The sequence below is a fragment of the Ensifer sp. ENS07 genome (assembly GCF_014852185.1).
GTDB classification, from domain to species: domain Bacteria; phylum Pseudomonadota; class Alphaproteobacteria; order Rhizobiales; family Rhizobiaceae; genus Ensifer; species Ensifer adhaerens.
In genome coordinates this window covers 146,345-171,412 of the sequence record NZ_JACVBE010000007.1, presented here as the reverse complement: position 1 = coordinate 171,412, position 25,068 = coordinate 146,345, and the positions used below count along the sequence as shown (strand labels likewise).

The window sequence follows — 25,068 nt, the reverse complement described above, 5'->3', positions numbered from 1 at the left end:
CGACCTAGTGTCCTTCCGAGGCAACCGCGACCGATACTTCCGCGGACATTCCCGAGCGCAGGCGCTCCAGGGACGGCGAGGCTTCGAAGTCGATCCGGACGGGGACGCGCTGGACGACCTTCGTGAAGTTGCCCGTGGCGTTGTCAGCAGGCAGCAACGCGAACTGCGAACCCGATGCAGGGGAAAGACGGCTGACGTGTCCCTTGAAGGTCACGCCCGGAATCGCATCGATCGAAACATCGGCGACTTGTCCTTCCTTCATCCGGGCAAGCTGGGTCTCCTTGAAATTCGCGATCATGTAGACGTCCGGGAGCGGGACGATGGAGATCGTGTTTGTCCCTACCGTCACATAGTCGCCCACGTGGACCTGGCGTTCGCTGACCACGCCGTCGAAGGGAGCGATGATCTTCGTGTAGGAGACGGACAGATCGGCCGCCTTGAGAGCCGCACGCGCAGCCGCCACGTTTGCCGCAAGCTGCTCCGTCTGTCCGTCGATGTATTCTAGCTGTGCCTTCGCCGAGGCAACGGTGGCCTCCGCAGCCAGTGCGGTTGCCGCGGTCGACTTCGCCTGGGCCAGCGCCTGCTCGTTCTTCTGCTGGGTCCCGACGCCCTTTTCAGCCAGGGTCGTCTGGCGGTTCGCTTCCGATTTCGCCAGTTCGGCGTTCGAATTCGCCACGGCAGCCTGCGCCTCGGCCTGACGAATGGCTGCTCGCTGAAGGATCTTCTGGTTGTCGAGGTTGTGTAGCTGCGCGATGGAGGCATCCAAGGCTGCCTTGGCCTGAGCCTGCTTGGCAAGATAATCCGACCCGTCGATCTCCACGAGGACATCGCCGGCCTTCACCCTGTCGAAATCACCGACATTGATGGCGCTGATGTTTCCCGAAACGCGAGCTCCCAGGCGGCTGAGTTCGGAGCGGATGTAGGCGTTGTCCGTTGTCTGGACATCGGCTCCGGCCATCCACCTATCCCAGCGCTGTGAACTCATGCCCACCAGGACGCAAACCGCCGCCACCACTGCCAGAGGAACGAGGAGTTTTGTGTAGTCCCGGACTGGTTTCGGCGCCGCCTCCGGGGACTGGACGGCGACAAGTGCTGGGGTTTTGGCGGGTGGCTGCTGGAGCATGGGTTCTATCCTTTTCTAAAGACAGAAAGCACGTTTCTATATATCATTTCCAATAGCTTTCTTATTGTCTGTAATCATCTGGAGTGATTAAACATGGATCTGTCAATTCAGAGACAGCCCGGTATCGAGCTGCGGCACTTCCGCTACTTCATCGCCGTCGCTGAAGAGCTCCATTTCGGACGGGCCGCTGCGAGACTGAACATCGTCCAGCCTGCGCTGACCGCACAGATCAAGTCCCTGGAAGGCATGTTCGGCGTCGAGTTGCTCGAGCGGACCAAACGTCGCGTGGAACTGACCGAGGCCGGCCGCGAATTTCTCCGGGAAAGCTATGCCGCCCTGTCACAGGTCGGTACGGCGATCGAAACGGTAAGGGACTTCGCGCGTGGAGCAACTGGAACGCTCCGTCTAGGCTATGGAGCCAATGCAGCGATCGCTGGCTTGATTTCGGAGTCGATCAGGCGGTTCCGGTCTCAATGGCCCGGAGTGAACGTCACGCTGAAGGAGATGCCCAGCAGCGAGGTATCCGAAGCCCTTCTTCGAAACGAGATCGACGTCGGCTATGCCGCCACCGCAGGGTTGGTTGCCAGCGGCGTTACATCGAAGGCGGTGGGGTCATGGCCGTGGTATCTGGCCGTCGCCGACACGCATCCCCTGGCAAAGGCGCAGAAGGCGAGGATCGCTGATGTTGCGGGTGAGAGCCTGGCCGTCTACGCGGAGCCGGATGGCAGATCGAACATCGGCGGCGTGCTGGCATCCCTGCCCGGGATGTCTCCGCAGCACGTCTACAGAACCAGCCACATCATGAGCCTGATGACCTACGTGTCATCCGGGCTTGGCGTTTCGTTCGTGCCATCGCCGCTCAAGTCGCTCAATTTCAAGGGTGTCGCCTATCTCGACGTCAGTGATCCAATGCCACTCATGGAAATGAAGCTCCTCTGGCGGACAGACAACGCCAGCGCACCCACGCTGAACTACATCCGCAGTCTCGACGCGGAAGCTGCCGAAAAGTGACGCAGGCAGAATTGGTGAAGACCCGACCGATCTAGCTCGGCCGGGTCTTCTTTCGTATCAGGCGACTTTGGCCGTCTGGAGTGTTGGGTAGTCCGTATAGCCTTTGTCGCCGCCGCCGTAGAACGTGGACCTGTCTGGCTCGTTCAACGTCGCACCCTGCCGGAATCTCTCCGGCAAATCCGGCGTCGCGAGGAACGCTGCACCGAAGACTGTGGCATCAGCGCGTCCGGCGGCGAGTGCGCTTTCTGCAGAAGCCTGATCCAGTCCGCCACCCACCAGATACGCCCCGTTGAAACGTGGCTTTAGAAGAGCGTGGTAGTCGATCGGCGCACCGAACAGTGCGACGTGAAGGTAGGCCAGATCGAAGGCGTTCAGCTTGTCGACCAGTTCCCAGTATGTCGCCTGCGGATTCTCATCGACGATGCCGTTGAAGTTCATCTCCGGTGAAATCTTGATGCCGACGCGGTCACCACCGACCTCCTCGACCATGGCACCCAGCACATCGAGGATGAAGCGTGCACGGTTGGCCGTTGAGCCGCCGTATTCATCCTCGCGCTTGTTGCTGCCCGATGCCAGGAACTGTTCCGGAAGGTAGCCTGATGCTCCATGGAGTTCGACGCCGTCGAATCCTGCTTCAATGGCGCGGCGGCTCGCCTGCCGATAGTCCTCGATCACCTGCTTGATTTCGGAGATGGTCAGTTCATGCGGGGTAACGAAATCCTGCTGGCCCGATGTCGTCCAGGTCTGCCCCGGAGGCTGAATCGAAGACGGAGCGACGGGAAGCGTGCCGCCGGGCTGAAGTGACGGATGCGAAACGCGGCCACAATGCATGACCTGCATGAAGATACGGGAGCCGCGGGAATGCACCGCATCGGTGACACGCCTCCAAGCCTCGACCTGGGCATCCGTTCGAATGCCAGGTGTGTGAACATAGCCCTTGCCCTGCGCGGAAGGATAAACGCCTTCGCTGATGATCAGTCCGGCGCCCGCCCTCTGGTCGTAATATGTTGCGACGCTGTCATAAGGCACTCCGTCGTCTTCGTTCGCACGCGAACGTGTCATCGGGGCCATGACGAGGCGGTTGGATAGTTCGTAGCGTCCGACGCGGACGGGGGTGAAGAGCTTGCTCATGTGGGAGGGTTTCCTTGATGCGTGTACTGCCTCTACAAATGACTGCTTCACACAAGGATATAAAGTGCATAATGTGGAAATGATTGATCCATATTTGAGGCAATGATTTGGAACTTCTGAACGACATGGCGCTGTTCGTCGAAGTGGTGAAAGCGAAGAGCTTCCGCGGGGCAGCCGAGATCATAAAAGTGCCGAACTCGACGCTCTCACGCCGCATCAGCGCGCTGGAAAAGGCGATCGGCCTGCGTCTGCTCCACAGGACGACGCGCCGCATCGAGCTGACTGAGGCGGGCCAGATCTACTTCGAGCGGTGCAAGCGAATTGTCGATGAGGCGCGCCTTGCACACGAGCAACTCGGCGACATGCTGGATCAGCCAAGCGGCACCCTCAGGGTGTCCCTCCCGGTCGATTTCGCCAACACCTATCTTGCCCCTCTTATCGCCGAGTTTGCTGAGCTCTATCCGGGGATCGACTTCGATTTCGACCTGACACCGCGAAGGGTCGATCTGGTTGCCGAACCATTCGACGTCGCCATCCGGATCGGAGAACCAGAACCGTCGCACATGATCGCCCGGCCGCTTGCCAGGCTCTCGCCCCACCTCTTCGCATCGCCGCGATACTTGGAGAAGCACGGTGAACCCCAGCATCCGTCCGAGTTGGCCGACCACCAATGCCTTTACATGCTGAAGGCGAAGGTGTGGAGCCTGACCGATGGATCCGAAGTCGTGGACACCGCCATCGATGGTCGCTTCCGGCTCAATAGCGTCGGCATGATCCGTCGGCTCGCCACCCTCGACATGGGTATCGCAATGCTCCCGGACGAGATCGTTGCAGAGGAGTTGGCGGACAACAGGCTGAAGCGAGTGCTCCCCGGCTGGTGCGGCGCTCCCAACCCGGTCTATGCAATCACAGAGACAAGGCTCCTGCCGGCTAAGACGCAAAGATTCATCGAGTTCCTCAAGGCGCGACTGAAATAGGATTCGCCGCGTTCGTCACATGCAACGAACGCGGCGAATGGACAGCGGTGGATATCAGTTGCGGACGTTGCCGCCGTCAGCCGCGATCGTCTGGCCCGTGACGAAGGACGAATCCTTGGAGCACAGGAATGAGATCACACCGACGATGTCAGAGGGTTCAATGACCCTCGGGATCGCCTGGACCTTGGGGAGGTAGTCGAAGATCTCCTCGTTCTCGCCGCGCATGCTCTTGGTGTTGGTCAATCCGGGTGCGATGACATTCACGGTGATGCCGGAGGCGCCGACTTCGCCGGCGAGAGCACGCGTGAAGCCGATAACCCCGCCCTTGCTGGCGACGTAGGAGGTCATCTGAGTGGTGTTCAGCCAGAATGTCGTGCTGGCGACGTTGACGATGCGGCCGTAGCCTCGCTCGATCATTCGGGGAACGAAGGCCTTGCACATCAGGAACGGTCCATCGAGGTTCACGCTGATGACCTTGCGCCAGAGATCGTAGTCGGTTTCGGCGAATGGCTTCCAAGGATAGATGCCGGCGTTGTTTACCAGGGCGGTGACGGGCGGCAGCGTCTTCTCGACTTCGGCAGCGAATTCAGCGGTCGATGCCGGCGACGTGACATCGACTTTGGCCGAGAAGAACTTGCGTCCGGCCGCCTCGACGATGGCCCTGGTCTCGGATGCGTCGCCCACGTCGGCGACCGCAATGTCGAACCCGTCGGCGGCAAGGCGTTGGGCGTAGGCCTGTCCGATGCCGGTGGCGGCTCCGGTGATGACGGCTGTTCCTTTGGACATGATGGTTACTCCAATTCGTTTTTTGTCATGGCAGGACATCACCACACACGACGGCATCGGCATGGGCAGTCGAGTGCCATTTTATCGAAGTGCGTCTGGTGCGGGTGCGGTATAAAATACCAACGTTGAGAATGACTGCTCCAAACGTGGAGCAGTCATTGACGTCGGTCTCAGCCGCTCATAGTGCCGTCGCGTGAGTAGGCGGCGTTCCGATCGACCAGAAAGACCACGACATCGGATGCCTCGTTTGCGGTGACCTCGAACTGCTGCTCGCTAGCGCCCACCATGAGCGCGGCGTATTTTTCGATGTCCTGCTTGCCAGCCGAGACGTTCCCGTCGAAGACGTAGAACCAACGGTCAAATCCGTCCTTGGCGGGAAGGATGACAGTCTCCCCTGCCGCCAGATGCCTATCGTAAAGATAGACCTGCTGGCGGACGAAGGTCGGTGCATCCGACCCCACGGGGCCTGTCAGCAGTCGCCATTGCCCGTTGCGCTCCGCTTCCGTGAGTCCGACGAACTGGACCTCGGGCTTCATCTCGGCCATTTCCGGCCGAACGAAAATCTGCAGCATTTCAATCCGGTCGCGGCCAACCACCTCCTCCTCATGCGAGAAGCCGTGGCCTGCGTTCATGACCATGAGGCGGTGTGACGACAGAACCTCGCTGTGCCCGGCCGAGTCAGTGTGCTTCATCTGGCCGGCACGCATGTAGCTGATGATCTCGTCGTTGCGATGCTCGTGCATCCTCACCACGAGACCCGGCTGCAGTTTGGCATGGTCGATGGTACCGAGACCGCCGAAGCCTGGGTCGCTCCGCCCCAGTGTGATGCCGGGACGGATGCGGCGAAGTTGGAATGGTCCATGCGCCCGCTGCTGATGGGTCTCGGGTGAAACCATGCCCGTCCCGATGACGGGAGCTGCGTGAATGTTCATGTCTTTCTCCTTCATTCTGCGGGCGCGGTGGGGATCAGTTGCCGATCGGCGGAAGGACTTCCGTGAAGAGCAACTGGATCAGCTTCTGGCCGTTTTCCGTGCCCCAGTTCTGGGCAAGTTCGGCGATCATGGTGTTGGTCGCGGTCAGGATCACGCCTGCGTCCTGCATCCGGCGGCGGGACATGTCTTCCGAGAGCTCGTAGGGCGAACCCGAGGCATCCATCACGGCCTGCACGTTGTAACCTTCGCCGACCGCATCGATCGCCGGGAACACGAGGCACACGTCGGTGGTGACACCTGCCATGATCAGGTTCTTGCGGCCCGTGGCCTCGACGGCCGCCTTGAAGTTGGCGTCTGTCCAGGCGTTGACGATGCCCTCGCGCTTCACGCGGTTTGCGAAAGCTTCGGGAAGGATTTCTTCCAGTTCCGGGAGAAGCGGTCCCTGCAGGCGCTCTTCCTGGCTGGAGGTGAGAACGGTGGGGATACCCAGGATCTTTGCTGCCTTGGCGAGAGCAAGTGACATGCGCTTGGCCTGCGCGACGTCGATGTTCTTGATGAGCTGCATGGTGCCGACCTGGTGGTCGATCAGGAGGAGTGCGGAATTTTCGGGCGTGAACAGCTTGGACATGATGTGGTCTCCGTTCATTTAACAAGCGTGATTGCTTGCCGATGAAGATATTGTTGAAACATTCGCAGCGGGAGACTTGAAAAATGCCAACTGCATGTTCCATTTTTGAAACATGAAAACGTTCGTGGATTTCGATGGCCTCGCGCTGTTCATTCGTGTCGCCCAAGCTGGCGGGTTGGCCGCCGCAGAGCGGGCCACAGGCATCTCCAAGGCCACTCTTTCCCGTAGGCTGACGGCATTGGAGGACACCCTCAACGTACGACTCGTGAGGCGGACCAAGAAGGGCATCGTGCTGACCGAGCACGGACAGCAGCTCTATGATCGGAGCCGAGATGCCTTTCTCCTCGCCGAGGAAGCCGTTGCTGGTGTGCAGGACGAAAAGGTCGCGTTGTCCGGAACCGTCCGTCTTTCGCTGCCGCCTGACATGGCGACCGAGGTGCTCGCCCCTGCCCTCATTAAGTTCAAGGCGAAGTACCCGGATGTCGTCATCGACATGACCCTGACGGATCGCCGGGTGTCGCTGGTCGAAGAAGGCTACGATCTAGTGGTGAGGATGGGCTCGCTTGCGGATTCCGGACTGATCTCGAAGAAGATCGCCAGTCTTCCTCGAACCCTTGTTGCCAGTTCAACCTTCCTCGAGGCGCATCCGGAGATAAAGGGTCCCCAGGACCTGCGGAATGTTCCTGCGCTCGCGATCCGACGTGATCTCGTCGAATGGGATCTTCGTGACCGCGACGGTGTCGTGACCAACGTGACGCCGAAGATCGGCTTTGCTGCCAACCGCCAGACTATTCTCATCGACGCCGCGGTCGCGGGTCTCGGTATCGCCAACCTGCCGAATTTCATGATCGACCAGCATCTCGCCTCCGGAAAGCTCGTTCAGGTCCTGCCGGAGTGGGTACCGTCCCCAGTGGAAATGACTGCGCTTTGGCAGAAGGACAGGATCACCGCGCGCCTGGTAAAGGCAATCGTCGCGACCTTTGTCGACGCTTTCGAATTAGCAGGCGAGGACGGACGGTGACAAGCTGGCTGGACTTTCCATTGCCGCCGGGCAATGTCGCAACCGACGGCGACACCGGCGCCAGCCCCTATGCGACGGCGCTCGCCGAATCGGTGACGATCCCAGGCCTTTCGATCGAAGGGGTGTTCAAGCGTGTGCGCGCAACGGTGCAGGAGCGCACCGGCGGCAAGCAGGAGCCTTGGGAAAACAGCGCGGTCTATGGCGACTTCCAGTTCGTCGAGGGAAAATCAGCTGAGGCCGGCGGCGACGAGGTCGCCTTCTTCGAGTTCGCAGCCCTTGCCGACAGCCAGGAGGCCTACCAGAAATACCTGTCTCGCTATCCGGAAGGCATGTTCGCCAGCCTCGCGCGGCAGAAGATCACCTTCATGGACAAGGATTTCAGCTTCCGTCGCCAAAACGAGACATTCCGCCATTTCACGTTCAGCACTGCCGGGGACGATGCCTGCGGCATGGGAAGCTTCAAAGCCGAGCAACAGACAGGAGACGACATTGCAGATGGAGAGATCATACTGCTCGACCTGTTCTTTCTCTATCCAGATGTGCCGTGCAAGAACACGGTATTCTTCGATTCGTTGGTCAATGTAGACGGAAGCGGATTCAGCAAAAACAGGATCCAAGTTCTTGAGCCCCAAAAACTGACGGCGGATTACGTTACGATTGATTCCTGCGAAGGAACCTGCTTTGGTCTCCAGGCCCTCGTAAAGGCGCGCATCTCCGCTGCGGAAGAGACCCGCACCTATGCCTTCGAGGTGGTAAGTGCAGCGGAGCTCGGCCTGACCTGGAAGTACCAAAACACCGTTAGCAAACTTCGCGAAACCACGGCCACAGTCTCTGACGGGGCTTCTGCGCAGCCCGCGTCCCTCGCCTTTCTCGAAACAAGAACAATCGCCGGCTGGCAAGTCGTGGCAGTCGTTGATCCCAATCGCAACCTGGAAAACTGCGAGGCGAGCCGCATCCAAGACGGAGGGAGGCGCAGCGTGTTCCGTCTCTATCCCTACGATCTGCTCACAATCGGCTTTACCGACCCGAAACGGAACTTTGAGGAAATAAGCGGGCGGCCATTCACGTACCGCGTTGATCAAAGCGAAATGCCCTTTATTACCCGCACCCAGTCTAGTGACAAAATCGCCTACCAGATCGAACCAACGACGAAGGTCATTGAAGCCCTCAAGGCCGGCGCCGAAATCAATTTGCACGACGGCATGCTCAGCCTGACCGGATCAAGGGCAATGCTATCAGAGCTGCAAAGGTGCATTGCGGCTTTCGGCGGTTAAGTAGAATCGACCCTGCCAGCGGCTCCGCTTCGACCAGCCTCCTGAGTAGTGCCAAATGACAGTTCATTTTCGACTGGCAGCGTCCATCCCATCTAACAATTAGGTAAGTCGGCATTGGGCGATGGAACCCTTTCAACAGCAGTTAGCCAATAGGATTGGCTCCGACCATTGACTCGACGAAGCCGATCGGGGGCATCTGATCAGTTGTCTCGGCGCCCTACCCGTGCAAGCTCCACAAAGTCGGTATTCGCCCACCGCTTTAGCCTGGAACAATTAGCACCTAAGAAAGCTCAGTTTTGAGGTCACAATAAACCGAGCCTGCCGTCCGGCGGACTGAGCGTCATTCCAAAGCTCGCTCGTGTATCGGCCATCGAACACCGCCTTGTCGATGGTCCACATCCCCCCGGCGATTACAGCAACCAACAGAAAACCCCGCATAGCAAGCCATAGCGTGATTTAGGTATGTCTAAATTATTAAATTACACTGCCTTGCCGCGCGATTTGAAAACTGGGCTACCGATCGTCGTGACACTTCTCTCGATGCTGGCAATTGCCGCGACCTCCGCTCGCAGACGGTTGGACGAGCGCCGAAACGGTCGCCACCGTCTTGCCGAAGCCGGCCGTGGCCACGTTGCGGTAGCATATAGGGGCAGGAATGCGTTCAATAGGAGGCCACTACGCCCTTCGGGACAAAGACGTGCAAGGCGCCTGGCGATGAATCCGACGATCAGCGTGGCAGCTACGTATCCCGCAGCAGCAAGCAAGCAAAGACGAAGGGTAGCTAGAGATCGCGTCTACCTCGGAGCGATTGCGAGAATCGGCGGTTGGCTGCAAAAATCTGAGGAGCATGGCGTTAATGCATTTAGGGGCGCGCACAGTTGGCAATGACGCTGCCTCGCCATCGCCGACAGCTTCGCGAAATGAGAAATGACCGTCTCTTTGATGTTTTCGAGGCCTATGCACTCTCCTGAAACTTTTCTGGTAGGGCCTGTGGCTCAAGGGTTAGAGCCATCTCATAACCGATTGGCTGCAAGGTTCGAGTCATGCCGGACCCACCATATCACCTCACTTATGTTGTAGAGCTTTTTGCGTATGCGCCTTGGAAGCCCTGCCATTACGGCAAGGGGCCAGTAGGGATCGCCCTCACGATAGCCGCAGCGGCATGTTTTGCGGCAGCCGTTCCGTCATTCAAGATACGCTCACGTTGACCAAAAAACAAAGACCGACAACTAGAACTACCGCTCCCGCCGGACATCTCGCAAGGAAGTTCATGGGCACCCGAATGAAAGGATCCGAAACAGAGCCTTCCACTTCGCCGCATTGGGTTGACCTCGCCGCGCGACTCGCAATAACAAGAACGCCTCTTGCTCTCAGACCCGATGCGGTGAGCTTCTTTCCAAGGTCCAGCGCTGAAGCGTTCTCATCGAGGTGTGAGTGTCGCGGCCTTATTCCCGAGGAGACAGACTCCCGTTCCCGACCGAGGTCCTCAGCATCCTTCGCCGCCGCTAATCGCATCTAGTCCGCATGCCGTGCCGCCCACGGCCTCAGCAACAGTTCCCATAGCTGCAACCATCCCTCGCTGCGCCTGCATCTGAAGCGTTGGCGAGTACCACCCTTCCGATCCAAGAATGAAAACCTCTTCCTGTCGCTTGGACCCGTTGCGCGTCATCATGTCGGCGGCTGAACTCATAACCTGACCCTGAAGAGTATTGCCGAGCGCCGAGATCATCTCGCTCGAGCGACGATAGGTCAAATCTGCCACGAAAGCGCATGTATAGCCTTGCCCGCCTTTGACGCAGCCCTCCTTGCGCATCCCATTAATCTCGATCTCCCACGCCGTATCGGCGAACAGGCCATAGGTGAAACTGCGAAACCCAGTTTGTTTTCCATATTGGGCGTAGGCGCGCATGAAGGCCAGCCCGATCTCTCGCTCGTCCGGCTCCGTATATTCGGCTGGTACTACTACCGTCTTTCCGTCGGCCATCAGGCTGCGTTCACGCCGCGAATGTGCGGCTGTCTCCAAATGCTCGGCCGCAGTCTTGCTTCCAAGTTCCGCGGCAATCTCAAACAAGCGGTCGGCCTCGTCCCTGTTCTCGGGCACACCCTTTCCGAGCTTGTAGTGCATCGCAATGCTGAAGTAGCCGGACGGGTCGTTCTGGTCGGCTGCCAGCTGATACCATTCCCGCGCCTTTTCGAATTCTCCACGCGCCTCAGCCTTCTGCCCCATCCACCATTGCGCCTTTGAATTCCCTTGCTCGGCGGCCGCCTTCATCCACTTGTTGCTTTTCGCCTCATCAAGAGCACCGAAACGTGGCTCCTGATGAAGGAATGCAAGCACGAGCTGTGCTTCGACATCGCCGGCCTTTGCTGCTTTCTCATACGTGGCTGGCGTGACAGTTTTCCTCGCTGCCTGGCGATACCAGTCGGATACATCCTTGCCGATCGTCCCTTCGTTCCTTCTCGCCAGCCCACCAGCGTTCGAGAACGTATACAGCGCAAACCGGATATCCTGCTTTGGGCCTGGCGCCATGTAGGCGCGGGCTCGCCGAAATTCGCTTGCGTGGTCCTGCGGGTTCAAACGCGCCGCCTCGTCGCATGCTGTCGTCGCCGCGGACGTATCGATAAATGGAAGTTCGACCCCGATCTGCTCTTTGTTGTTCGGCTCCTCGACAGATCCAGCCAATCGTCGACATTCATAAACCGGATCAGCCGCGTGAGCATCTGCGAAGGCAAGCCCTGCTAGCAGGCTCCACGCGGCAATCCTTGGAAAATCTACGACGTCCATTCGATTCCTCCATGAAAAAGGAGCGAGGCGAGTATCGCTTGTCGGACTGAACTGGCGCTATGCACAAAAGACGCTGGTCTAAGGGGTCAACAGTTTTGGTCCGAGCTTCACATAGTGCCGCTTTTCCACGGAAGTTGAAGTAGACACTATGGGCTAGGTTCACAGCGGGAGCGCCACGACCAATGTTGCGGGGGAAAGCGCCTTCAGCTGCTCGATCACACGTCAAAAAAAGCCAGAAACTTCTTGCCAAAGGGACGGCAACCACAGAAGTGCCAAACGACAGAAGGACAGGTGGCCTGGCCGCCACCGCCAAGACTGGCGCCGTCCTAACGGAGTAGAGGTTGGCTTCGGGAGCCAGAAGTCGGCAATTCAGGGATGGGTGCAGACGAACGGCGGCGTCGAGACCGTGGCGTTCCTTTGCCGATAGATAACCTTGTGTCGGGAACAGCAAGGAAGCATCGTCACGCCGATCGGCTCACCCCGCGCCTCCACATTTCACGGTAGATCGCGGAGCGTCCGAGACCGAGCTGCTTTGCGGCCTCGGTCGGGGTGCTTCCTGTCGCGATGAGCTTGATGGCGGCCTCGACCTTTTTTATGTCGAGCGGCTGACGTCCGGCGCGCCTTCCCTTCGCCTTGGCGGCGGCCACAGCGTCTTTGGTTCGTTCGGAGATCAGCCTGCGTCGCAATCAGCGACGGCGGCAAACACCTGGAAGATCAGTTCGCCGGCGGCAGAGGTGGATCGGCCGCGCATGCAGCCGATCTTTTTTGTGCGCGGCTACGGGACGACATTCTTAAAACGACCCAATTCGATCCGTCGGGTTGTGGCGGCCTCTATCACATGATGTCATGGATAAGCCGTCGCGCCATCCGGTTTGCGCGTGATCTTGCGTTCCCAATGGATGTAGTCGTCCTTAGACAGGACCTTTTCATCGATCTCAAGGCCCCAGCCTGGGCGATTGGGTCGCAGCTCCATATGCCCGTCCACTGGCATGTAGGGGTCAATAGCCCAGGGCGCATGGACATGCGGCTTGAATTCGAGGATCTTGAAGTTCGGCTGCGCCGCGCAGAAATGAACGTTCACTGCGGTCGCCAGCGGCCCCATCGGATTATGCGGCGCCACCGTCACATAATGCGCTTCGGCCAGGGCTGCGATGCGACGCATTTCCGTCACGCCGCCAACCACGCAGATGTCCGGCTGGATGATATCGGCACCACGCGCCGAAAGGAGCGACAGGAATTCGAAGCGATTGTATAGCGACTCGCCGGTTGCCAGCGGAACCGTCACCTTGGACTTGAGCTCGGTCCATGCCGGGATATGCTCCGGCCGGATGGGCTCCTCATAGAACAACGGATCGTTGGGTGCGAGCGCCGCGGCTAGTTGCACCGCCTGATACGGCTCGAAGATCTTCGCATGGGCATCGAAGGCAAATTCGTAATGCGACGGGGTGATTTCGCGGATCTTGCCGAAGTAGTCGCCCGTTTCCTTGACCACTTCGCCCCAACGACTTCCGTGCAAATCGCGACGGTAGGGGCTGAGCTTGAAGGCCGTGTAGCCATAGTCTTCATTGAGCTTCAGCGTCTGGTCGAGCGCGTGCTGCGGATCGGGCGCGGTATAGACGCCGCAATAGACCTTGACGCGGTCGCGCACATGGCCGCCAAGCAGCATGTAGACCGGCAGACCCGCTGCCTTTCCGGCAATGTCCCACAACGCGTGATCAATGGCCGAGATCGCCGCCAGTCCGAGCGCACCGGGCGGGAACCGGCATTGCTGGTTGAGTTTGAGCACCAGATATTCGACCCGGCGCGGATCCTCACCCTCGATCTGGTGAAACAGGTAGTCGAGCAGCGGCGGCAGCGCCCAGTCAGGGCCATGGTTGTAGCATTCGCCCCAGCCGGAAATGCCTTCGCTTGTCTCGATTTTCAAAAGCAGGCGCGGCCGATCATCGACACGCTGCATGTAGGTCTTGATGCCAGTGATATGCACGTCAGTTCTCCTCAGGCAGCGCGTTGCTCGGTGGTCACCCGATCGACGACACTGCGCAGAATTGCACGCTCGGCGTCGTTCAACGCGACGACGCCCGGAAGGCGAACGGGGCCGACATCATTGCCGAGCATGCCGAGGGCTTCCTTGACGACGGTGACATTGGCGCCATTGTTGTATTTCGTGCGCAGCGCCTCGAACTCGGCGATGCCGTCGATCAGCTGGCGGGCAGCGCTATAATTGCCCTCCTGCAAGGCGGTGAGGATCGCATGAGACCGCTGCGGGAAGACATTGACCAGACCCGACGTGAACCCACGTGCGCCCAGTGCATAGAACGCAGGCGCCCAGCCTTCGGCCAAACCGCATACCCAGATTGCCGGGGCATCATGCGTCGAACGAATGACTTCCGCGAGGAGCATCAGGTTGGACGAGGCAAACTTGATGCCGGCGATATTCGGATGAAGAGCGAGTTCACGGAAGTCGGCAACGGAAAACCCGTCACTGCGCACATAGGCGATCACCGGCACCGTGCAGAAATCGGCGAGTTCCAGAAAATAGCGGGCCTGGTAGGAGGGGCCGGCAAACGGGTCCATCGGATGATGGCCCATGATCGCGTCGGCACCTTCGACAATTGCGTCCTTGGCAAGCGACTTGGCGTCGGCAAGCGAACGTCCCACGGCAGCGCTGACCAGCGACTTGCCGGCCGCGGCCTTGATCGTCGTGCGATGTACCAGACGGATTTCGTCCATGGTTAGCGTGAAAAATTCCCCGGTATTGCCCGCAGCCATCAAGTTGTGCACGCGGGCTGCGGCCATCTCTTTGATCAGGGCATCAAGCTTCCCGACGTCGATGCTTCCGTCCTTGTGATAGGGAGTGACCGGCACGCCCGAAATCCCAATAAGTGCTTTTCTAACGGTTTCAAGCTTTTCGCTCACCTTAAACATCCTCTTTGTTTCCGAAAACGATTGACAGGTAGGTCTCACCGGAGCGGACCACATGATCGCGCATCTGCTTCTCCGCGCGCTCGGCATCCCCGTCGATGATTGCCGCAGCGATCGCGCTGTGTTCGTGCAGCGCCTTTTCCCGCTCGGCCGGAGCCGAATGGATAATCCGGCGAATGCTTGCGTCATAGAACTGCTGGCGCTCGATTAACCGCACCAGGTACTGACAGCGCGAAGCTCGATGGATCTGATCGTGAAAAGTCTCATTGAGAGCGATCAGTTCATCGGCATTGCCGCTGGCCGTCGCCGCCTCCATCAGACCGACCGTGGCCTTTAGTGTCGGCTTGCTGTCATCGGACATACGGCGCGCAGCCAGTCGGCCAATCATCGACTCGAGAGCTGCACGCGCCAGGATCATTTCCTCGGCCCAGTTGATATTGAAGCGGATGAGAATGCCCCGCCGGGGCAGAGACTGGACGAGACCCTCCGCCTCCAAAAGCCGCAACGCCTCTTTGACCGGGGTCGTACTAACGCCGAACTGCTCGGCCAGCTGGCGTTCGTTCACCTTTTCATCCGGCGTGAACCGGCCAGCAAGAATGGCGCCGCGCAGAATGCGATGGACGTGATCGCGGACCGTCAGCTGCAGCTGAGGGTCAAGTTTCTCAATGCGCCCCACTCCGCTCGAGAGGTCTGGTTTATCAGTCATTGCCCCAAAATCCTGTTGACGATCCATTTGACTTGTGAGATCTGATATACCAGATTTCAGATCGATGTCGATATGAAAATTGGTGAAAACTAGAGGTTGAGGAGCCTCATTGGAGGAACATACAAATGCTTAGACGCCATTTCCTGACGCTCGCCAGCGCGGTCGCGATCGCGACCGCTGCGCCCTACACTGTGACTGCCGCCACGCCGTCCGATCAATTGGTGATCGCGGTCAACATGTCGTCGATGCGCGGCCTGGATCCCCACGAACTGAACCAATTCGAATCCGCCGAAGTCGTTGCCAACCTCTATGAACGGCTGATCGTACTGCCTGCCGACAAGATCAACGAGCCGCAGCCGGGCCTTGCCGAAAGCTGGACCGTCTCTGAAGACGGCAAGACCTTCACCTTCAAGATCCGCAGCGGCGTGACATTCCATTCCGGCAACGCGCTCACGGCAAAGGACGTGGAATGGTCCCTGCGCCGCCTGGTCAAGCTTGGCCTCGCACCGTCTACCGACCTGCGCCAGTGGGGCTTCTCCGCCGACAACGTCGATAGCCTGATCCGTGCGACTGACGACCAGACACTCGTTCTGGAAACGCCGGAAGTCTGGAATGCCGACTTGATTCTGCTTTCGCTTGCCAGCTTCTCGACATCCATCCTCGACAGCACCTTCCTAGCCGACAAGGCGAAAAACGACGACATGGGGCGCGAGTTCCTGCAGACGGCCGATGCGGGGTCCGGCCCCTATTCGCTGCGCACCTGGCGTGCCAATGAACTCCTGATCGCAGAAGCCTATGCCGACTATTGGCAGGGCGAGCCGGCGATGCGTCGCGTCATTCTCCGCCATCTGCCGGAATCCTCGGCGCAGCGCCTTCAGATCGAGGCCGGCGACATGGATGTCGCAACCCGCCTGTCGTCTACCGACCTGTCGGCACTTCAGGCCGGCGGAAACGTACAGATCCAGAAAACCCCCGGCTTCGGCTTCTACTATCTGGCGCTGAACCAGAAGGACGAGATCCTGTCGAACCCGAAGGTCCGTGAAGCCTTCCGCTATTTGATCGATTATGACGGCCTTTCCAGCACCGTCATGAAATACTACGGGATAAAGCAGCAGACCATCATTCCAGGCGGCCTGGCCGGTGCCAGCACAGAGAACCCCTATAAGCTGGACATAGAGAAGGCCAAGCAACTGCTGGCGGAAGCCGGCTATGCCGACGGGTTTTCCAAGATCTATTTCGCCACGCCAGTTACCCCGGAATATGAAGTCGCCCAATCGCTGCAGGCCAATGCGACAAGGGCCGGCATCAAGCTCGACCTTCAGGGGGGAGACCATATCGGCAAGTTCCGCGAACGGGCCTTCGAGATCTTCTCGGCCCGCTCCGGTGAACGCCTGCCCGATCCCCATGCCGTGCTGGCTTCCTATGCCACCAACGCCAACAATGCCGACGATGCGAAGCTGACCGGCCTTCTGGCATGGCGCTCCGCATGGGATGTGCCGAAGGAGATTCAGGGAATGGTTTTGGCGGCGGCGCATGAAACAGACAAGGCTAAGCGCAATGATCTCTATGCCAAGATCAACAGGGCCTATCTGGAATCGTCGCCGGCATTGATCACCTCCTTCCAGAGAACGGATGCCAAGGCCGTTCGCAATGAAGTGAAGGGTTACACGGGCCATTCAACCTGGCTGACCCGTTGGGACACTGTGACCAAAGGCGACTAAGCGTCTTCAGCAAGGACACCTGACTTGACCTCCTCCCAAGCGACCGCCGCGAAGGGTCCGGGCAGCAGCATGAAGCTACTGTCCGGTGCCCGCAAGATCGCGACCTCATTCGCCGTCATCCTGACCACCTTGTTTGGTCTTCTCATCATTACGTTCGTGATTGGACGACTGGTGCCGGCGGATCCGGTGATTGCCGCCATCGGCGACCAGGCGGATCAGGCGACCTATGAGCGCGTTTACAAGGAGATGGGCCTCGACCGCCCGCTCTACGTTCAGTTCGGGCACTATCTGTCGGATGTTGTGAGACTTGATTTCGGCCAGTCACACATCACGAAAAACAGCGTCTCGAGCGACCTCGCTCGTGTGTTTCCGGCCACGATCGAGCTCGCGACGTTGGCGACCCTGATCGGTGCAGGGTTCGGCGTACCACTCGGGGTCATTTCCGCCGTACGCAAGGGCACGTGGGTGGATCACCTCGGGCGGGTAGTCGGGTTGCTCGGGTATTCCACACCGATCTTCTGGCTCGGGACGATCGTCATCCTCGTCTTCTATGCCAAATTCGGATTGATCCCGGGTGGGGGGCGCATCGATATCTACAACGAAGGCCTAGTTGAGGGACCGACGGGATCGCTGCTGGTGGATTCGATCATCGCCGGCGAATGGGAAGTCTTCTGGAGCGCAATCCACCATGTGATCGCCCCGGCATTGATCCTCGGTTATGCCGCCATGGCTTATCTCAGCCGCATGAGCCGCAGCTTCATGCTGGAACAGCTGCGTCAGGAATACATCCTGACGGCGAGAGCCAAGGGTCTCGGGCAACGTGCCGTCGTGTGGCGTCACGCCTTCCGCAATATCCGCGTTCAGCTTCTCACCGTGGTCGCGCTCGCCTATTGCGGCCTGCTCGACGGCACCGTGCTGATCGAAACGGTCTTTGCCTGGCCCGGCCTCGGCCAGTATCTCACGTCGGCGCTGTTTTTCGCCGACATGAATGCCGTTCTCGGAAGCGTCCTGCTGATCGGCATCATCTCCATCGCGATCAATCTCCTTTCGGACATTGTCTATCGCTTCATAGATCCAAGGACGCGGTGACAGTCATGACAAAACAAGGATCCCTGACCACTCTGCACGACTGGCTGATCAACGAGGACTTTACCTCGACACGCCAAGCGCGGATGCACAAGATATACGTCGCCTGGCTCAGCCTGCTCGCCAACCCGCTGGCCTTCACCGGCTTTCTCGTGGTCCTGTTTCTGATCATCGTCGCAATCCTGGCGCCCGCGATCACCAGCTACGATCCTTACGCGCAGGACCTCTCCAACGCGTTGCAGCCGCTATCATGGCAGCACTGGTTCGGAACCGACGAATTTGGCCGCGACGTTTACACGCGGCTAGTCTTCGGCGCCCGCACGACGCTCTATATCAGCATTCTGGTGACGATCATCGTCGCGCCCATCGGTTTTGTCATCGGGGCGACGGCTGGCTATCTCGGTGGCTGGATCGATGTCATCCTGATGCGCATCACCGATATCTTCCTGTCTTTTCCGAGCCTTGTTCTCGCCCTGGCCTTCTCCGCGAGCCTGGGACCTGGCATCGAAAACGCTGTCATTGCCATCGCGCTCACGGTTTGGCCGCCGATCGCCCGCCTTGCCCGTGCAGAGACGCTGACCTTCCGCAACGCGGATTTCGTCGTCGCCGCCGAATTGCAGGGCGCCGGCATGATCCGCATTCTCGTCCGCCATATCGTGCCGCTCTGCGCACCCTCTGTTGTCGTCCGCCTGACGCTCAACATGTCGAGCATCATCCTGACGGCAGCCGGTCTCGGCTTCCTTGGACTGGGCGCGCAACCGCCAATGCCCGAATGGGGTGCGATGGCCGCTTCCGGTCGTCAGTACCTCCTAGACGCATGGTGGCTGACCACTATCCCCGGCATCGCGATCTTAACCGTGAGCCTCGCCTTCAACCTGCTCGGCGACGGCCTGCGCGACATTCTGGATCCTCGAAATGGATAAATCTTCAGACACAATTCTGACGGTGGAGAACATGTCGGTCGAGTTTCCGACCCTGTCCGGCGCGGTCATGGCCGTACGCGACGTGTCCTTCACGGTCGGTCGCGAAAAGGTTGGCATCATCGGCGAATCCGGATCGGGAAAGAGCACGACTGGCCGAGCGATCATGCGCCTCCAGCCGCCCAAGGCCAGGGTCCACGCGGACCGTATGATTTTCGAGGACATCGATCTGATGAACGCCAGCGAGCAGGACATGCTCTCCATTCGCGGCCGACGCATCGCCATGATCCTGCAGGACCCGAAATACTCGCTCAATCCGGTGATGAGTATCGGCGAGCAGATTGCCGAAACGGTTTTGCTGCACGAAGGGGTCTCCCGCAGGCAAGCCCATGCCCGGACGTTGGCCATGCTGGAACGCGTGCGTATCCGCGATCCGCAGCGGGTTTTCGACCTCTATCCGCACGAAGTCTCGGGCGGCATGGGCCAGCGCATTATGATCTCGATGATGCTGATCGCCTCGCCGTCGCTGATCATCGCCGACGAGCCGACCTCTGCTCTCGACGTTACGGTGCGCCAACAGGTTCTTTCGATCCTCGACGAGTTGGTCGTCGAACGAAATATCGGCCTGATCTTCATCTCTCACGATCTCAATCTGGTCCGCAGCTTCTGCGACCGCGTCATCATCATGTATGCCGGGCGCATTGTGGAAACCATCGCGGCTTCCGACCTGGACAATGCCCAGCACCCCTATACCCGTGGCCTGCTCAATGCGCTGCCCAGCCTCGATCATCCACGCGATCGGTTGGAAGTGCTGCGGCGCGACCCGGCCTGGCTGGAGAACATCTAATGTCGATGATCAAGGTCGAAAAACTCGCCGTTTCCTATGGCAAGACCGACAACGAAGTGCGCGTGGTGAAGGATGTCTGCTTTTCCGTTGCGAAAGGCGAAGCCTTCGGGCTTGTCGGTGAAAGCGGTTGTGGCAAATCCACGATCCTCGGCGCCCTTGCCGGGCGCAACAAGCAGTGGACCGGCTCCATTGAGATAGATGGCGAGGCGATTGGCCAGAAGCGTTCCAAGGCCCAGTTAGCGAAGCAACAGATGGTGTTCCAGGACCCGTTCGGCTCCATCCACCCGCGGCACACGATCGGTCGCACGCTTCTGGAGCCCCTGGAGGTTCAAGGGCTGGATCGGCGCCAGGAACGAGTGCAAAAGGCGCTCGATGATGTTGGTTTGCCGCAGAATTTTCGATACCGATTCCCACATCAGCTGTCCGGCGGCCAGCGCCAGCGTGTGGCCATTGCCCGGGCGCTTATCCTGTCACCTCGCATTCTACTGCTCGATGAACCGACGTCGGCGCTCGACGTGTCCATCCAAGCTGAGATCCTGAACCTGTTGAAAGATCTGCGCGAGCGAGAAGGGCTAACATATATCCTCGTCAGCCACGACCTCGCCGTGGTCGCCCACCTGTGCGACCGCGTTGCCGTGATGCAGGATGGTGGCTTCGTCGAAGTTGCGGAAAAGCGGCAGCTGATCGAGCGGGCCGTTACACACCCCTACACCCGCACCCTGATCAACGGCAATCGTGGCTACGTTCCTCTGTAGCGATGATCTCGCGTTAGCCTGCCAAGATTCTGTTTCCTAGTAACTGGGCGGCGGCAATCGCAATCAATGGACCGGCAGACCCCGCAAGCAACATCGAGCATTTCGCCCCGAGGGCTCTCTTGGACAAGTCAGATTAATTCGCCTTGTTCGCCAAGCGACCGCCATCCTTGTTGGCCGCGCCATAGGCCTCGAGTCTGACCTCGGCTGCGAGCCTGGCTGCCGAAGCGCGAATACTGAGCGCGATAGAAATTGAGATTGCCCGCGTTCGCTGACTGTTGCTTCGCTACGGTCATGGTCGAGGACCTCCCCTCGAAATTATACGCCATTTCTGGCGGTCCAAATATCTGAGAGGCAACGTAGGATCCCATCGAGCGCCTTGATGGGAATCGAACCAAAGGCCCCTAAAAGCAGCCTCAAATGTCCCCAGGAATGAAGCCACCCGTCTGCCGCTTCCAGAGACGGGCATAGAGCCCGTCCTGTTCGATAAGCGCATCCGGTGTGCCTTCCTCGACGATCCGGCCACGATCGAGAACAATGATCCGATCCATCCTGGAGATGGTGGAAAGACGATGTGCGATGGCAATCACTGTCTTGCCTTCCATTAGCAGGTTGAGCTTTTCTTGGATTGCGGCCTCCGCCTCGCTGTCCAGCGCCGACGTCGCTTCGTCGAGGATCAGGATGGGCGCATTCTTCAGCAGCACCCGCGCGATCGAAACGCGCTGTCGCTGACCTCCGGATAGCTTTACGCCTCGATCGCCGACGAAGGCTTCATAGGCCTTGCGGCCCTCACCATCGGTCAGATCGGCAATGAAGGAATCGGCTTGCGCCGCCTGCGCTGCCTGCTCGATCTCCGCTGACGTCGCCTCGGGGCGGCCGTAGCGTATGTTGTCGCCGACGGACCGGTGCAGCAGCGCGACATCCTGGGCGATAACGCCGATGTTTTGCCTCAGACTCGCTTGGCTTACGGCACGAATGTCCTGACCGTCTATATGGATGGCGCCGCCGTGGATGTCATAGAAGCGTAGCAACAGATTGACCACCGTCGTCTTGCCGGCGCCGGACAACCCGACCAGTCCAACCTTCTCGCCTGCTCGGACGGTAAGGGATAGATCATCGATGACGCCCTTGTCCGACTTGTAGGCAAATTGAACATTCTCGAAACGGATTTCGCCATGGCGAACGATGAGCTGCTTTGCGCCTGGCCGATCGGTAATGGTCGGCGGAGTGGTCATGACGGGCATCGCATCCCTGATTGTTCCTAGAACCTTAAAGATCTGCTGGCCCATCTGGATAAACGTGAAAGATCCAGACGACAGCCGTTGAAGAATGTAAACCGTCGCCACAAACTCGCCCACCGTCAGGAAACGATCGAAGAGCCCCCAAAGGCCGATGCCGAGCATGACGAGCCAGAGAACCATGTTGAGGGTGATGACGACCAATTCAGTGGTTCGATAGATGCGCTGCTCGTGGTGTTGTGTGTTGACCGCTCTTGCCATGATCTTCCTGAGTGCGCCCGCTTCAGTGTCTTCGGCGGCGAACTGCTTGACCATCTGAATGTTGCCATAAATGTCCGTCATGGCGCCGGAAACGAGGCTATTCTGCCTCGCCGAGCGCCGCGCACGCTCCGTGAAATCAGGTACGACCTTGAGGGTGAAGAGCACATTGACGATCACCCAGGCGACGACCGGGAGCGCTAATTGCCAGGACAGCGCGAGCAACAGCAGAACCGAGCCGACAATCTGAAGCAGGAAGCGGGGCGCAGTCTGAAAGGCGATCAGGATCTGTTGTTGTACTGCATTGGCGACTTGGCCGAGCCGTGATGCTACCTGGCCGGCAAAAAGGTCATGGAAGAAGGCAAGGTCCTGCCCTTCAATGGCTTTGTGCCCTTGCCATTGAATAGCGATCGGGAGGCTGATGCCGACGGTATGCGAGTTCAGAATATTGGTAATATAGAAGACGATGGGCATCACCGGAAAAATCAGAACGGCGAGGAACACCAGCAACCAGAACCGGCTGTCGACGAACTGCCCGACCCCTTGTGTCGCCACACCATCGACGATCACCGATAGTCCCCAGATAACGATCAGGTTGATTGCTTCGACGGCCATCGAGGTTAGTGCCATGGCAATGATGACGCCTCGGAACATCCGGATGAAGTGCATCAGGACGGCGACCGGCCCCTTGGTCGGAAGCGGTTGATAGGGGATGTCGAGCGGACGGATCAGCGTTTCGAAGGGACGATAGACAGCATCTGAGATCGACATAGGCCGCTCGCTTTTGTCCTGGGAGAAGAAGGGAACATTGCTACGCGCAGCACATAGCACCATCTTCGCGCTGCAATCTCAACTAGAATATTTTTGAGACTGTAAGGGAAAGGTGTTATTCCCAAAACGTTGTGCCGGTCTTCAGGCCATCCCTGGGGCGTCGCCATTTCGAGAAAACCCGATCTTCCGCCATCGCTAAACAACAGCTCTGGCGCCGCTGGAGCGTCGCGGCACAGAACCGGAAGATACGCGTTGCGCTAACGCGGGACGAATACTGTGCGTTGCCGCACTTCAGCAGAGAGTCAGGGACAGGCGGCGACCCCACTCCCCGTTGCTGGAACATTCTCGCAGCTCAACGGTTTTGCGTTCACAAACCAGGAGGTGGAAGATGATCGGTGTGAACCAGCAATCGATTGAAGATCAAATCGCCGAATTGCGATCGCAGATCGCGGAGGTGAAGCAAGCTGTGAGTGAGCGGGTCAATTCTGCGGCTGAAGGCGCCTCTGGAATAGCTAGGAACGCAGCCCAGACGGTCCGGCAGCAGGGACAGGGCGCAATAGAGGCCGCGCGGGAAAACCCCGGAACAGCAACGACTATCGTCAGTACGGCCGCGCTTATCGGATTTTGCATCGGCCTATACCTGGGCCTTTCTTCGACGACTGGCGTTCGGGCGCGCTGGTAAGCAGGAGCCTGCGAGGCGATAAATCCCGAAAGACGAATGGTCATTTATCCTGGCACTGAAGTGTACCCTCTGAACGAACAGGTCGATGCAATGCCCCTTCCCGCCGCTGGAAAACTCTCGCGAGATCTCGCGTAGCAGCTTGTTCAAGCGATGCGCTCCGAAAGGAACGCTGACGATCCGTTGTATCGGTATGCGAAGTCGACCCAGCGCGCTGCCTCACCACGCTCGCACTATGAAGCCCGTCGTCCCTCTCCGCCCTCCGCTACGTTCGGGACCAAATTGCCGAACACGGTATGTTCACAGACCTCGACCTCCTCGCTGATCCCGACGAACCGCGTGACCTCTACGGCATGCTGCTTCGCTGCGCGAAGAAGCTCGAAGCGGCATAGACTGACGCGAAGCAATCACGTTCCCCGGTTTGTCGACGCTCGCCAAAGGATCAGTTGATCCGGGCTCCTTCGGCGCAGAACAGATGGATCTTCTGGTTCTTCGGCGAGAGATAAATCTGCTCCTCAGGTTTCAGGTCCACGCGGCGATGCAGCACGACCCCCGCCGTCTGCGTGCCGACGCGCACCAGAAGGTGGGTTTCGGCGCCGGTTGGCTCGACCGTCAGCACGGTTGCCGGTATGCCGGTTTCGGCTATCTCCAGATCTTCCGGGCGGATGCCGTAGGTGCGTACTTCACCGTGACCCAGCGACGCCGGCAGCGGCAGGGAAACACCGCCGTCAATGAAAAAGCCGCCATCACCGACGTTGCCCTCAAAGAGGTTCATCGACGGCGAGCCGATGAAGGTGGCGACAAAGGTATTGCCCGGGCGATCGTAGAGGTCGAGCGGCTTGCCGATCTGCTCCACGCGGCCGGCGCGCATGACGACGATCTTGTCGGCCATGGTCATGGCTTCGATCTGGTCGTGGGTAACGTAGACGATGGTCGTGCCGAGCCGCTGGTGCAATTCCTTGATCTCGCTGCGCATGGTCACGCGCAGCTTAGCATCGAGATTGGACAGCGGCTCGTCGAAGAGGAACACCTTGGGGTGACGAACAATGGCGCGGCCCATGGCGACACGCTGGCGCTGGCCGCCGGAGAGCTGCTTGGGCAGACGGTCGAGCAGCGGCTCAAGCGCGAGAATTCCGGCGGCCTCCTTCACCAGCTTATCGATCGTCGCCTTGTCTCGACCCTGGAGCTTCAGGGAGAAGCCCATGTTCTCCTTGACCGTCATGTGCGGATAGAGTGCGTAGCTCTGGAACACCATGGCGATGTCGCGCTCCTTGGGTGCGACGTCGTTGACGACGCGCCCATCGATGCGGATTTCGCCGCCGCTGGTGTCCTCGAGCCCCGCAAGCATGCGCAGGAGCGTGGACTTGCCGCAGCCGGACGGCCCGACGAGCGTGACGAATTCTCCATCCTCAATGTCCACGGAAACGCCGTGGATGACGGAGGCTGCGCCGTACTGTTTCAGAACGCGGTCGATCGCTACCGATGCCATTTTTCTTCCTC

21 protein-coding genes and 1 pseudogene are annotated in these 25,068 nt (G+C 59.2%); 11 read left to right on the top strand and 11 right to left on the bottom strand.

Translation table 11 applies throughout. The annotated features are described in order from the left end of the window. Positions 1 to 4 precede the first annotated feature (4 nt). Positions 5 to 1,123 (bottom strand): HlyD family secretion protein, encoded by a 1,119-nt coding sequence (locus IB277_RS21765; protein WP_192371689.1) that lies wholly within the window; start codon positions 1,121 to 1,123, stop codon positions 5 to 7. A 93-nt stretch (positions 1,124 to 1,216) separates the two neighbouring features. Here IB277_RS21765 and IB277_RS21760 point away from each other — a divergent pair, with 93 nt between their 5' ends. After that, positions 1,217 to 2,134 (top strand): LysR family transcriptional regulator, encoded by a 918-nt coding sequence (locus IB277_RS21760; RefSeq protein ID WP_192371688.1) that lies wholly within the window; start codon positions 1,217 to 1,219, stop codon positions 2,132 to 2,134. Positions 2,135 to 2,191: 57 nt separating this feature from the next. Here the strand turns inward: IB277_RS21760 and IB277_RS21755 are convergent, their stop codons facing one another. Further along, complete coding sequence (locus IB277_RS21755; protein WP_113575416.1) at positions 2,192 to 3,265, bottom strand: alkene reductase; 1,074 nt, start codon at positions 3,263 to 3,265, stop codon at positions 2,192 to 2,194. A gap of 107 nt (positions 3,266 to 3,372) precedes the next feature. Here IB277_RS21755 and IB277_RS21750 point away from each other — a divergent pair, with 107 nt between their 5' ends. Continuing rightward, entirely contained in the window at positions 3,373 to 4,242 is an 870-nt protein-coding gene (locus tag IB277_RS21750; protein WP_113575415.1) for a LysR family transcriptional regulator, read from the top strand. 54 nt (positions 4,243 to 4,296) lie between these two features. Here the strand turns inward: IB277_RS21750 and IB277_RS21745 are convergent, their stop codons facing one another. The 3 genes from IB277_RS21745 to IB277_RS21735 form a co-directional block, all read right to left on the bottom strand. After that, a complete protein-coding gene (locus tag IB277_RS21745) occupies positions 4,297 to 5,028 on the bottom strand; it encodes an SDR family NAD(P)-dependent oxidoreductase (RefSeq protein WP_192371687.1) in 732 nt (243 codons plus the stop codon). 170 nt (positions 5,029 to 5,198) lie between these two features. Further along, entirely contained in the window at positions 5,199 to 5,960 is a 762-nt protein-coding gene (locus IB277_RS21740; protein WP_192371686.1) for a pirin family protein, read from the bottom strand. 34 nt (positions 5,961 to 5,994) lie between these two features. Beyond that, positions 5,995 to 6,588: an isochorismatase family protein gene (locus tag IB277_RS21735; RefSeq protein WP_113575413.1), complete on the bottom strand. Its 594-nt coding sequence runs from the start codon at positions 6,586 to 6,588 to the stop codon at positions 5,995 to 5,997. Between the two features lie 124 nt (positions 6,589 to 6,712). Between IB277_RS21735 and IB277_RS21730 the strand changes: the two genes are divergently transcribed. Together IB277_RS21730 and IB277_RS21725 are read left to right on the top strand one after the other, a co-directional pair. After that, a complete protein-coding gene (locus tag IB277_RS21730; RefSeq protein WP_371813645.1) occupies positions 6,713 to 7,609 on the top strand; it encodes a LysR family transcriptional regulator in 897 nt (298 codons plus the stop codon). Continuing rightward, positions 7,606 to 8,883: a caspase family protein gene (locus tag IB277_RS21725; protein ID WP_192371684.1), complete on the top strand. Its 1,278-nt coding sequence runs from the start codon at positions 7,606 to 7,608 to the stop codon at positions 8,881 to 8,883. Before IB277_RS21730 ends, IB277_RS21725 begins: the two co-directional genes overlap by 4 nt. A 1,486-nt stretch (positions 8,884 to 10,369) precedes the next feature. Here the strand turns inward: IB277_RS21725 and IB277_RS21720 are convergent. From IB277_RS21720 to IB277_RS21705, 4 genes are all read right to left on the bottom strand, one after another. Next, positions 10,370 to 11,668 carry a tetratricopeptide repeat protein gene (locus IB277_RS21720; RefSeq protein ID WP_192371683.1) on the bottom strand — a complete coding sequence of 433 codons (1,299 nt, stop codon included), beginning with the start codon at positions 11,666 to 11,668 and terminating at the stop codon, positions 10,370 to 10,372. A gap of 844 nt (positions 11,669 to 12,512) precedes the next feature. Continuing rightward, complete coding sequence (locus IB277_RS21715; RefSeq protein ID WP_192371682.1) at positions 12,513 to 13,652, bottom strand: mandelate racemase/muconate lactonizing enzyme family protein; 1,140 nt, start codon at positions 13,650 to 13,652, stop codon at positions 12,513 to 12,515. An 11-nt stretch (positions 13,653 to 13,663) separates the two neighbouring features. Beyond that, entirely contained in the window at positions 13,664 to 14,593 is a 930-nt protein-coding gene (locus IB277_RS21710; protein ID WP_192371681.1) for a dihydrodipicolinate synthase family protein, read from the bottom strand. After that, entirely contained in the window at positions 14,586 to 15,296 is a 711-nt protein-coding gene (locus IB277_RS21705; RefSeq protein ID WP_192371680.1) for a GntR family transcriptional regulator, read from the bottom strand. Before IB277_RS21705 ends, IB277_RS21710 begins: the two co-directional genes overlap by 8 nt. Positions 15,297 to 15,421: 125 nt before the next feature. On the opposite strand from IB277_RS21705, the gene IB277_RS21700 reads away from it, so the two are divergent. The 5 genes from IB277_RS21700 (at position 15,422) to IB277_RS21680 (ending at position 20,625) form a co-directional block, all read left to right on the top strand. Beyond that, positions 15,422 to 17,017: an ABC transporter substrate-binding protein gene (locus IB277_RS21700; protein ID WP_192371679.1), complete on the top strand. Its 1,596-nt coding sequence runs from the start codon at positions 15,422 to 15,424 to the stop codon at positions 17,015 to 17,017. A 69-nt stretch (positions 17,018 to 17,086) separates the two neighbouring features. Then, the gene (locus IB277_RS21695; RefSeq protein WP_192371678.1) at positions 17,087 to 18,106 is read left to right on the top strand and encodes an ABC transporter permease; all 1,020 of its coding nucleotides are present in this window, start codon (positions 17,087 to 17,089) and stop codon (positions 18,104 to 18,106) included. Between the two features lie 5 nt (positions 18,107 to 18,111). Further along, entirely contained in the window at positions 18,112 to 19,026 is a 915-nt protein-coding gene (locus IB277_RS21690; protein WP_192371677.1) for an ABC transporter permease, read from the top strand. Beyond that, the gene (locus IB277_RS21685; protein WP_192371676.1) at positions 19,019 to 19,870 is read left to right on the top strand and encodes an ABC transporter ATP-binding protein; all 852 of its coding nucleotides are present in this window, start codon (positions 19,019 to 19,021) and stop codon (positions 19,868 to 19,870) included. The genes IB277_RS21690 and IB277_RS21685 overlap by 8 nt, the downstream gene beginning before the upstream one ends. 5 nt (positions 19,871 to 19,875) lie before the next feature. Further along, a complete protein-coding gene (locus IB277_RS21680) occupies positions 19,876 to 20,625 on the top strand; it encodes an ABC transporter ATP-binding protein (protein WP_210339651.1) in 750 nt (249 codons plus the stop codon). Positions 20,626 to 21,038: 413 nt separating this feature from the next. Here IB277_RS21680 and IB277_RS21675 read toward each other — a convergent pair whose 3' ends face one another. Beyond that, positions 21,039 to 22,889 carry an ABC transporter ATP-binding protein gene (locus IB277_RS21675; RefSeq protein WP_192371674.1) on the bottom strand — a complete coding sequence of 617 codons (1,851 nt, stop codon included), beginning with the start codon at positions 22,887 to 22,889 and terminating at the stop codon, positions 21,039 to 21,041. Between the two features lie 388 nt (positions 22,890 to 23,277). On the opposite strand from IB277_RS21675, the gene IB277_RS21670 reads away from it, so the two are divergent. Together IB277_RS21670 and IB277_RS21665 are read left to right on the top strand one after the other, a co-directional pair. After that, on the top strand, positions 23,278 to 23,571 hold the full coding sequence (locus IB277_RS21670) for a hypothetical protein (RefSeq protein WP_192371673.1): 294 nt from the start codon (positions 23,278 to 23,280) through the stop codon (positions 23,569 to 23,571). Between the two features lie 251 nt (positions 23,572 to 23,822). Beyond that, positions 23,823 to 23,960, top strand: a pseudogene (locus IB277_RS21665) (ornithine cyclodeaminase); the annotation flags it as partial. Between the two features lie 50 nt (positions 23,961 to 24,010). On the opposite strand, the gene IB277_RS21660 reads toward IB277_RS21665, so the two are convergent. Beyond that, a complete protein-coding gene (locus IB277_RS21660; protein ID WP_192371672.1) occupies positions 24,011 to 25,057 on the bottom strand; it encodes an ABC transporter ATP-binding protein in 1,047 nt (348 codons plus the stop codon). Positions 25,058 to 25,068: the final 11 nt, after the last annotated feature.

Bases quoted from the DNA above. Each gene is read 5' to 3' on its own strand.
- IB277_RS21765 (WP_192371689.1), bottom strand. From the start codon at position 1,123: ATGCTCCAGCAGCCACCCGCCAAAACCCCAGCACTTGTCGCCGTCCAG.
- IB277_RS21760 (WP_192371688.1), top strand. From the start codon at position 1,217: ATGGATCTGTCAATTCAGAGACAGCCCGGTATCGAGCTGCGGCACTTC.
- IB277_RS21755 (WP_113575416.1), bottom strand. From the start codon at position 3,265: ATGAGCAAGCTCTTCACCCCCGTCCGCGTCGGACGCTACGAACTATCC.
- IB277_RS21745 (WP_192371687.1), bottom strand. From the start codon at position 5,028: ATGTCCAAAGGAACAGCCGTCATCACCGGAGCCGCCACCGGCATCGGA.
- IB277_RS21740 (WP_192371686.1), bottom strand. From the start codon at position 5,960: ATGAACATTCACGCAGCTCCCGTCATCGGGACGGGCATGGTTTCACCC.
- IB277_RS21735 (WP_113575413.1), bottom strand. From the start codon at position 6,588: ATGTCCAAGCTGTTCACGCCCGAAAATTCCGCACTCCTCCTGATCGAC.
- IB277_RS21720 (WP_192371683.1), bottom strand. From the start codon at position 11,668: ATGGACGTCGTAGATTTTCCAAGGATTGCCGCGTGGAGCCTGCTAGCA.
- IB277_RS21710 (WP_192371681.1), bottom strand. From the start codon at position 14,593: ATGTTTAAGGTGAGCGAAAAGCTTGAAACCGTTAGAAAAGCACTTATT.
- IB277_RS21705 (WP_192371680.1), bottom strand. From the start codon at position 15,296: ATGACTGATAAACCAGACCTCTCGAGCGGAGTGGGGCGCATTGAGAAA.
- IB277_RS21700 (WP_192371679.1), top strand. From the start codon at position 15,422: ATGCTTAGACGCCATTTCCTGACGCTCGCCAGCGCGGTCGCGATCGCG.
- IB277_RS21695 (WP_192371678.1), top strand. From the start codon at position 17,087: ATGAAGCTACTGTCCGGTGCCCGCAAGATCGCGACCTCATTCGCCGTC.
- IB277_RS21690 (WP_192371677.1), top strand. From the start codon at position 18,112: ATGACAAAACAAGGATCCCTGACCACTCTGCACGACTGGCTGATCAAC.
- IB277_RS21685 (WP_192371676.1), top strand. From the start codon at position 19,019: ATGGATAAATCTTCAGACACAATTCTGACGGTGGAGAACATGTCGGTC.
- IB277_RS21680 (WP_210339651.1), top strand. From the start codon at position 19,876: ATGATCAAGGTCGAAAAACTCGCCGTTTCCTATGGCAAGACCGACAAC.
- IB277_RS21675 (WP_192371674.1), bottom strand. From the start codon at position 22,889: ATGTCGATCTCAGATGCTGTCTATCGTCCCTTCGAAACGCTGATCCGT.
- IB277_RS21670 (WP_192371673.1), top strand. From the start codon at position 23,278: ATGATCGGTGTGAACCAGCAATCGATTGAAGATCAAATCGCCGAATTG.
- IB277_RS21660 (WP_192371672.1), bottom strand. From the start codon at position 25,057: ATGGCATCGGTAGCGATCGACCGCGTTCTGAAACAGTACGGCGCAGCC.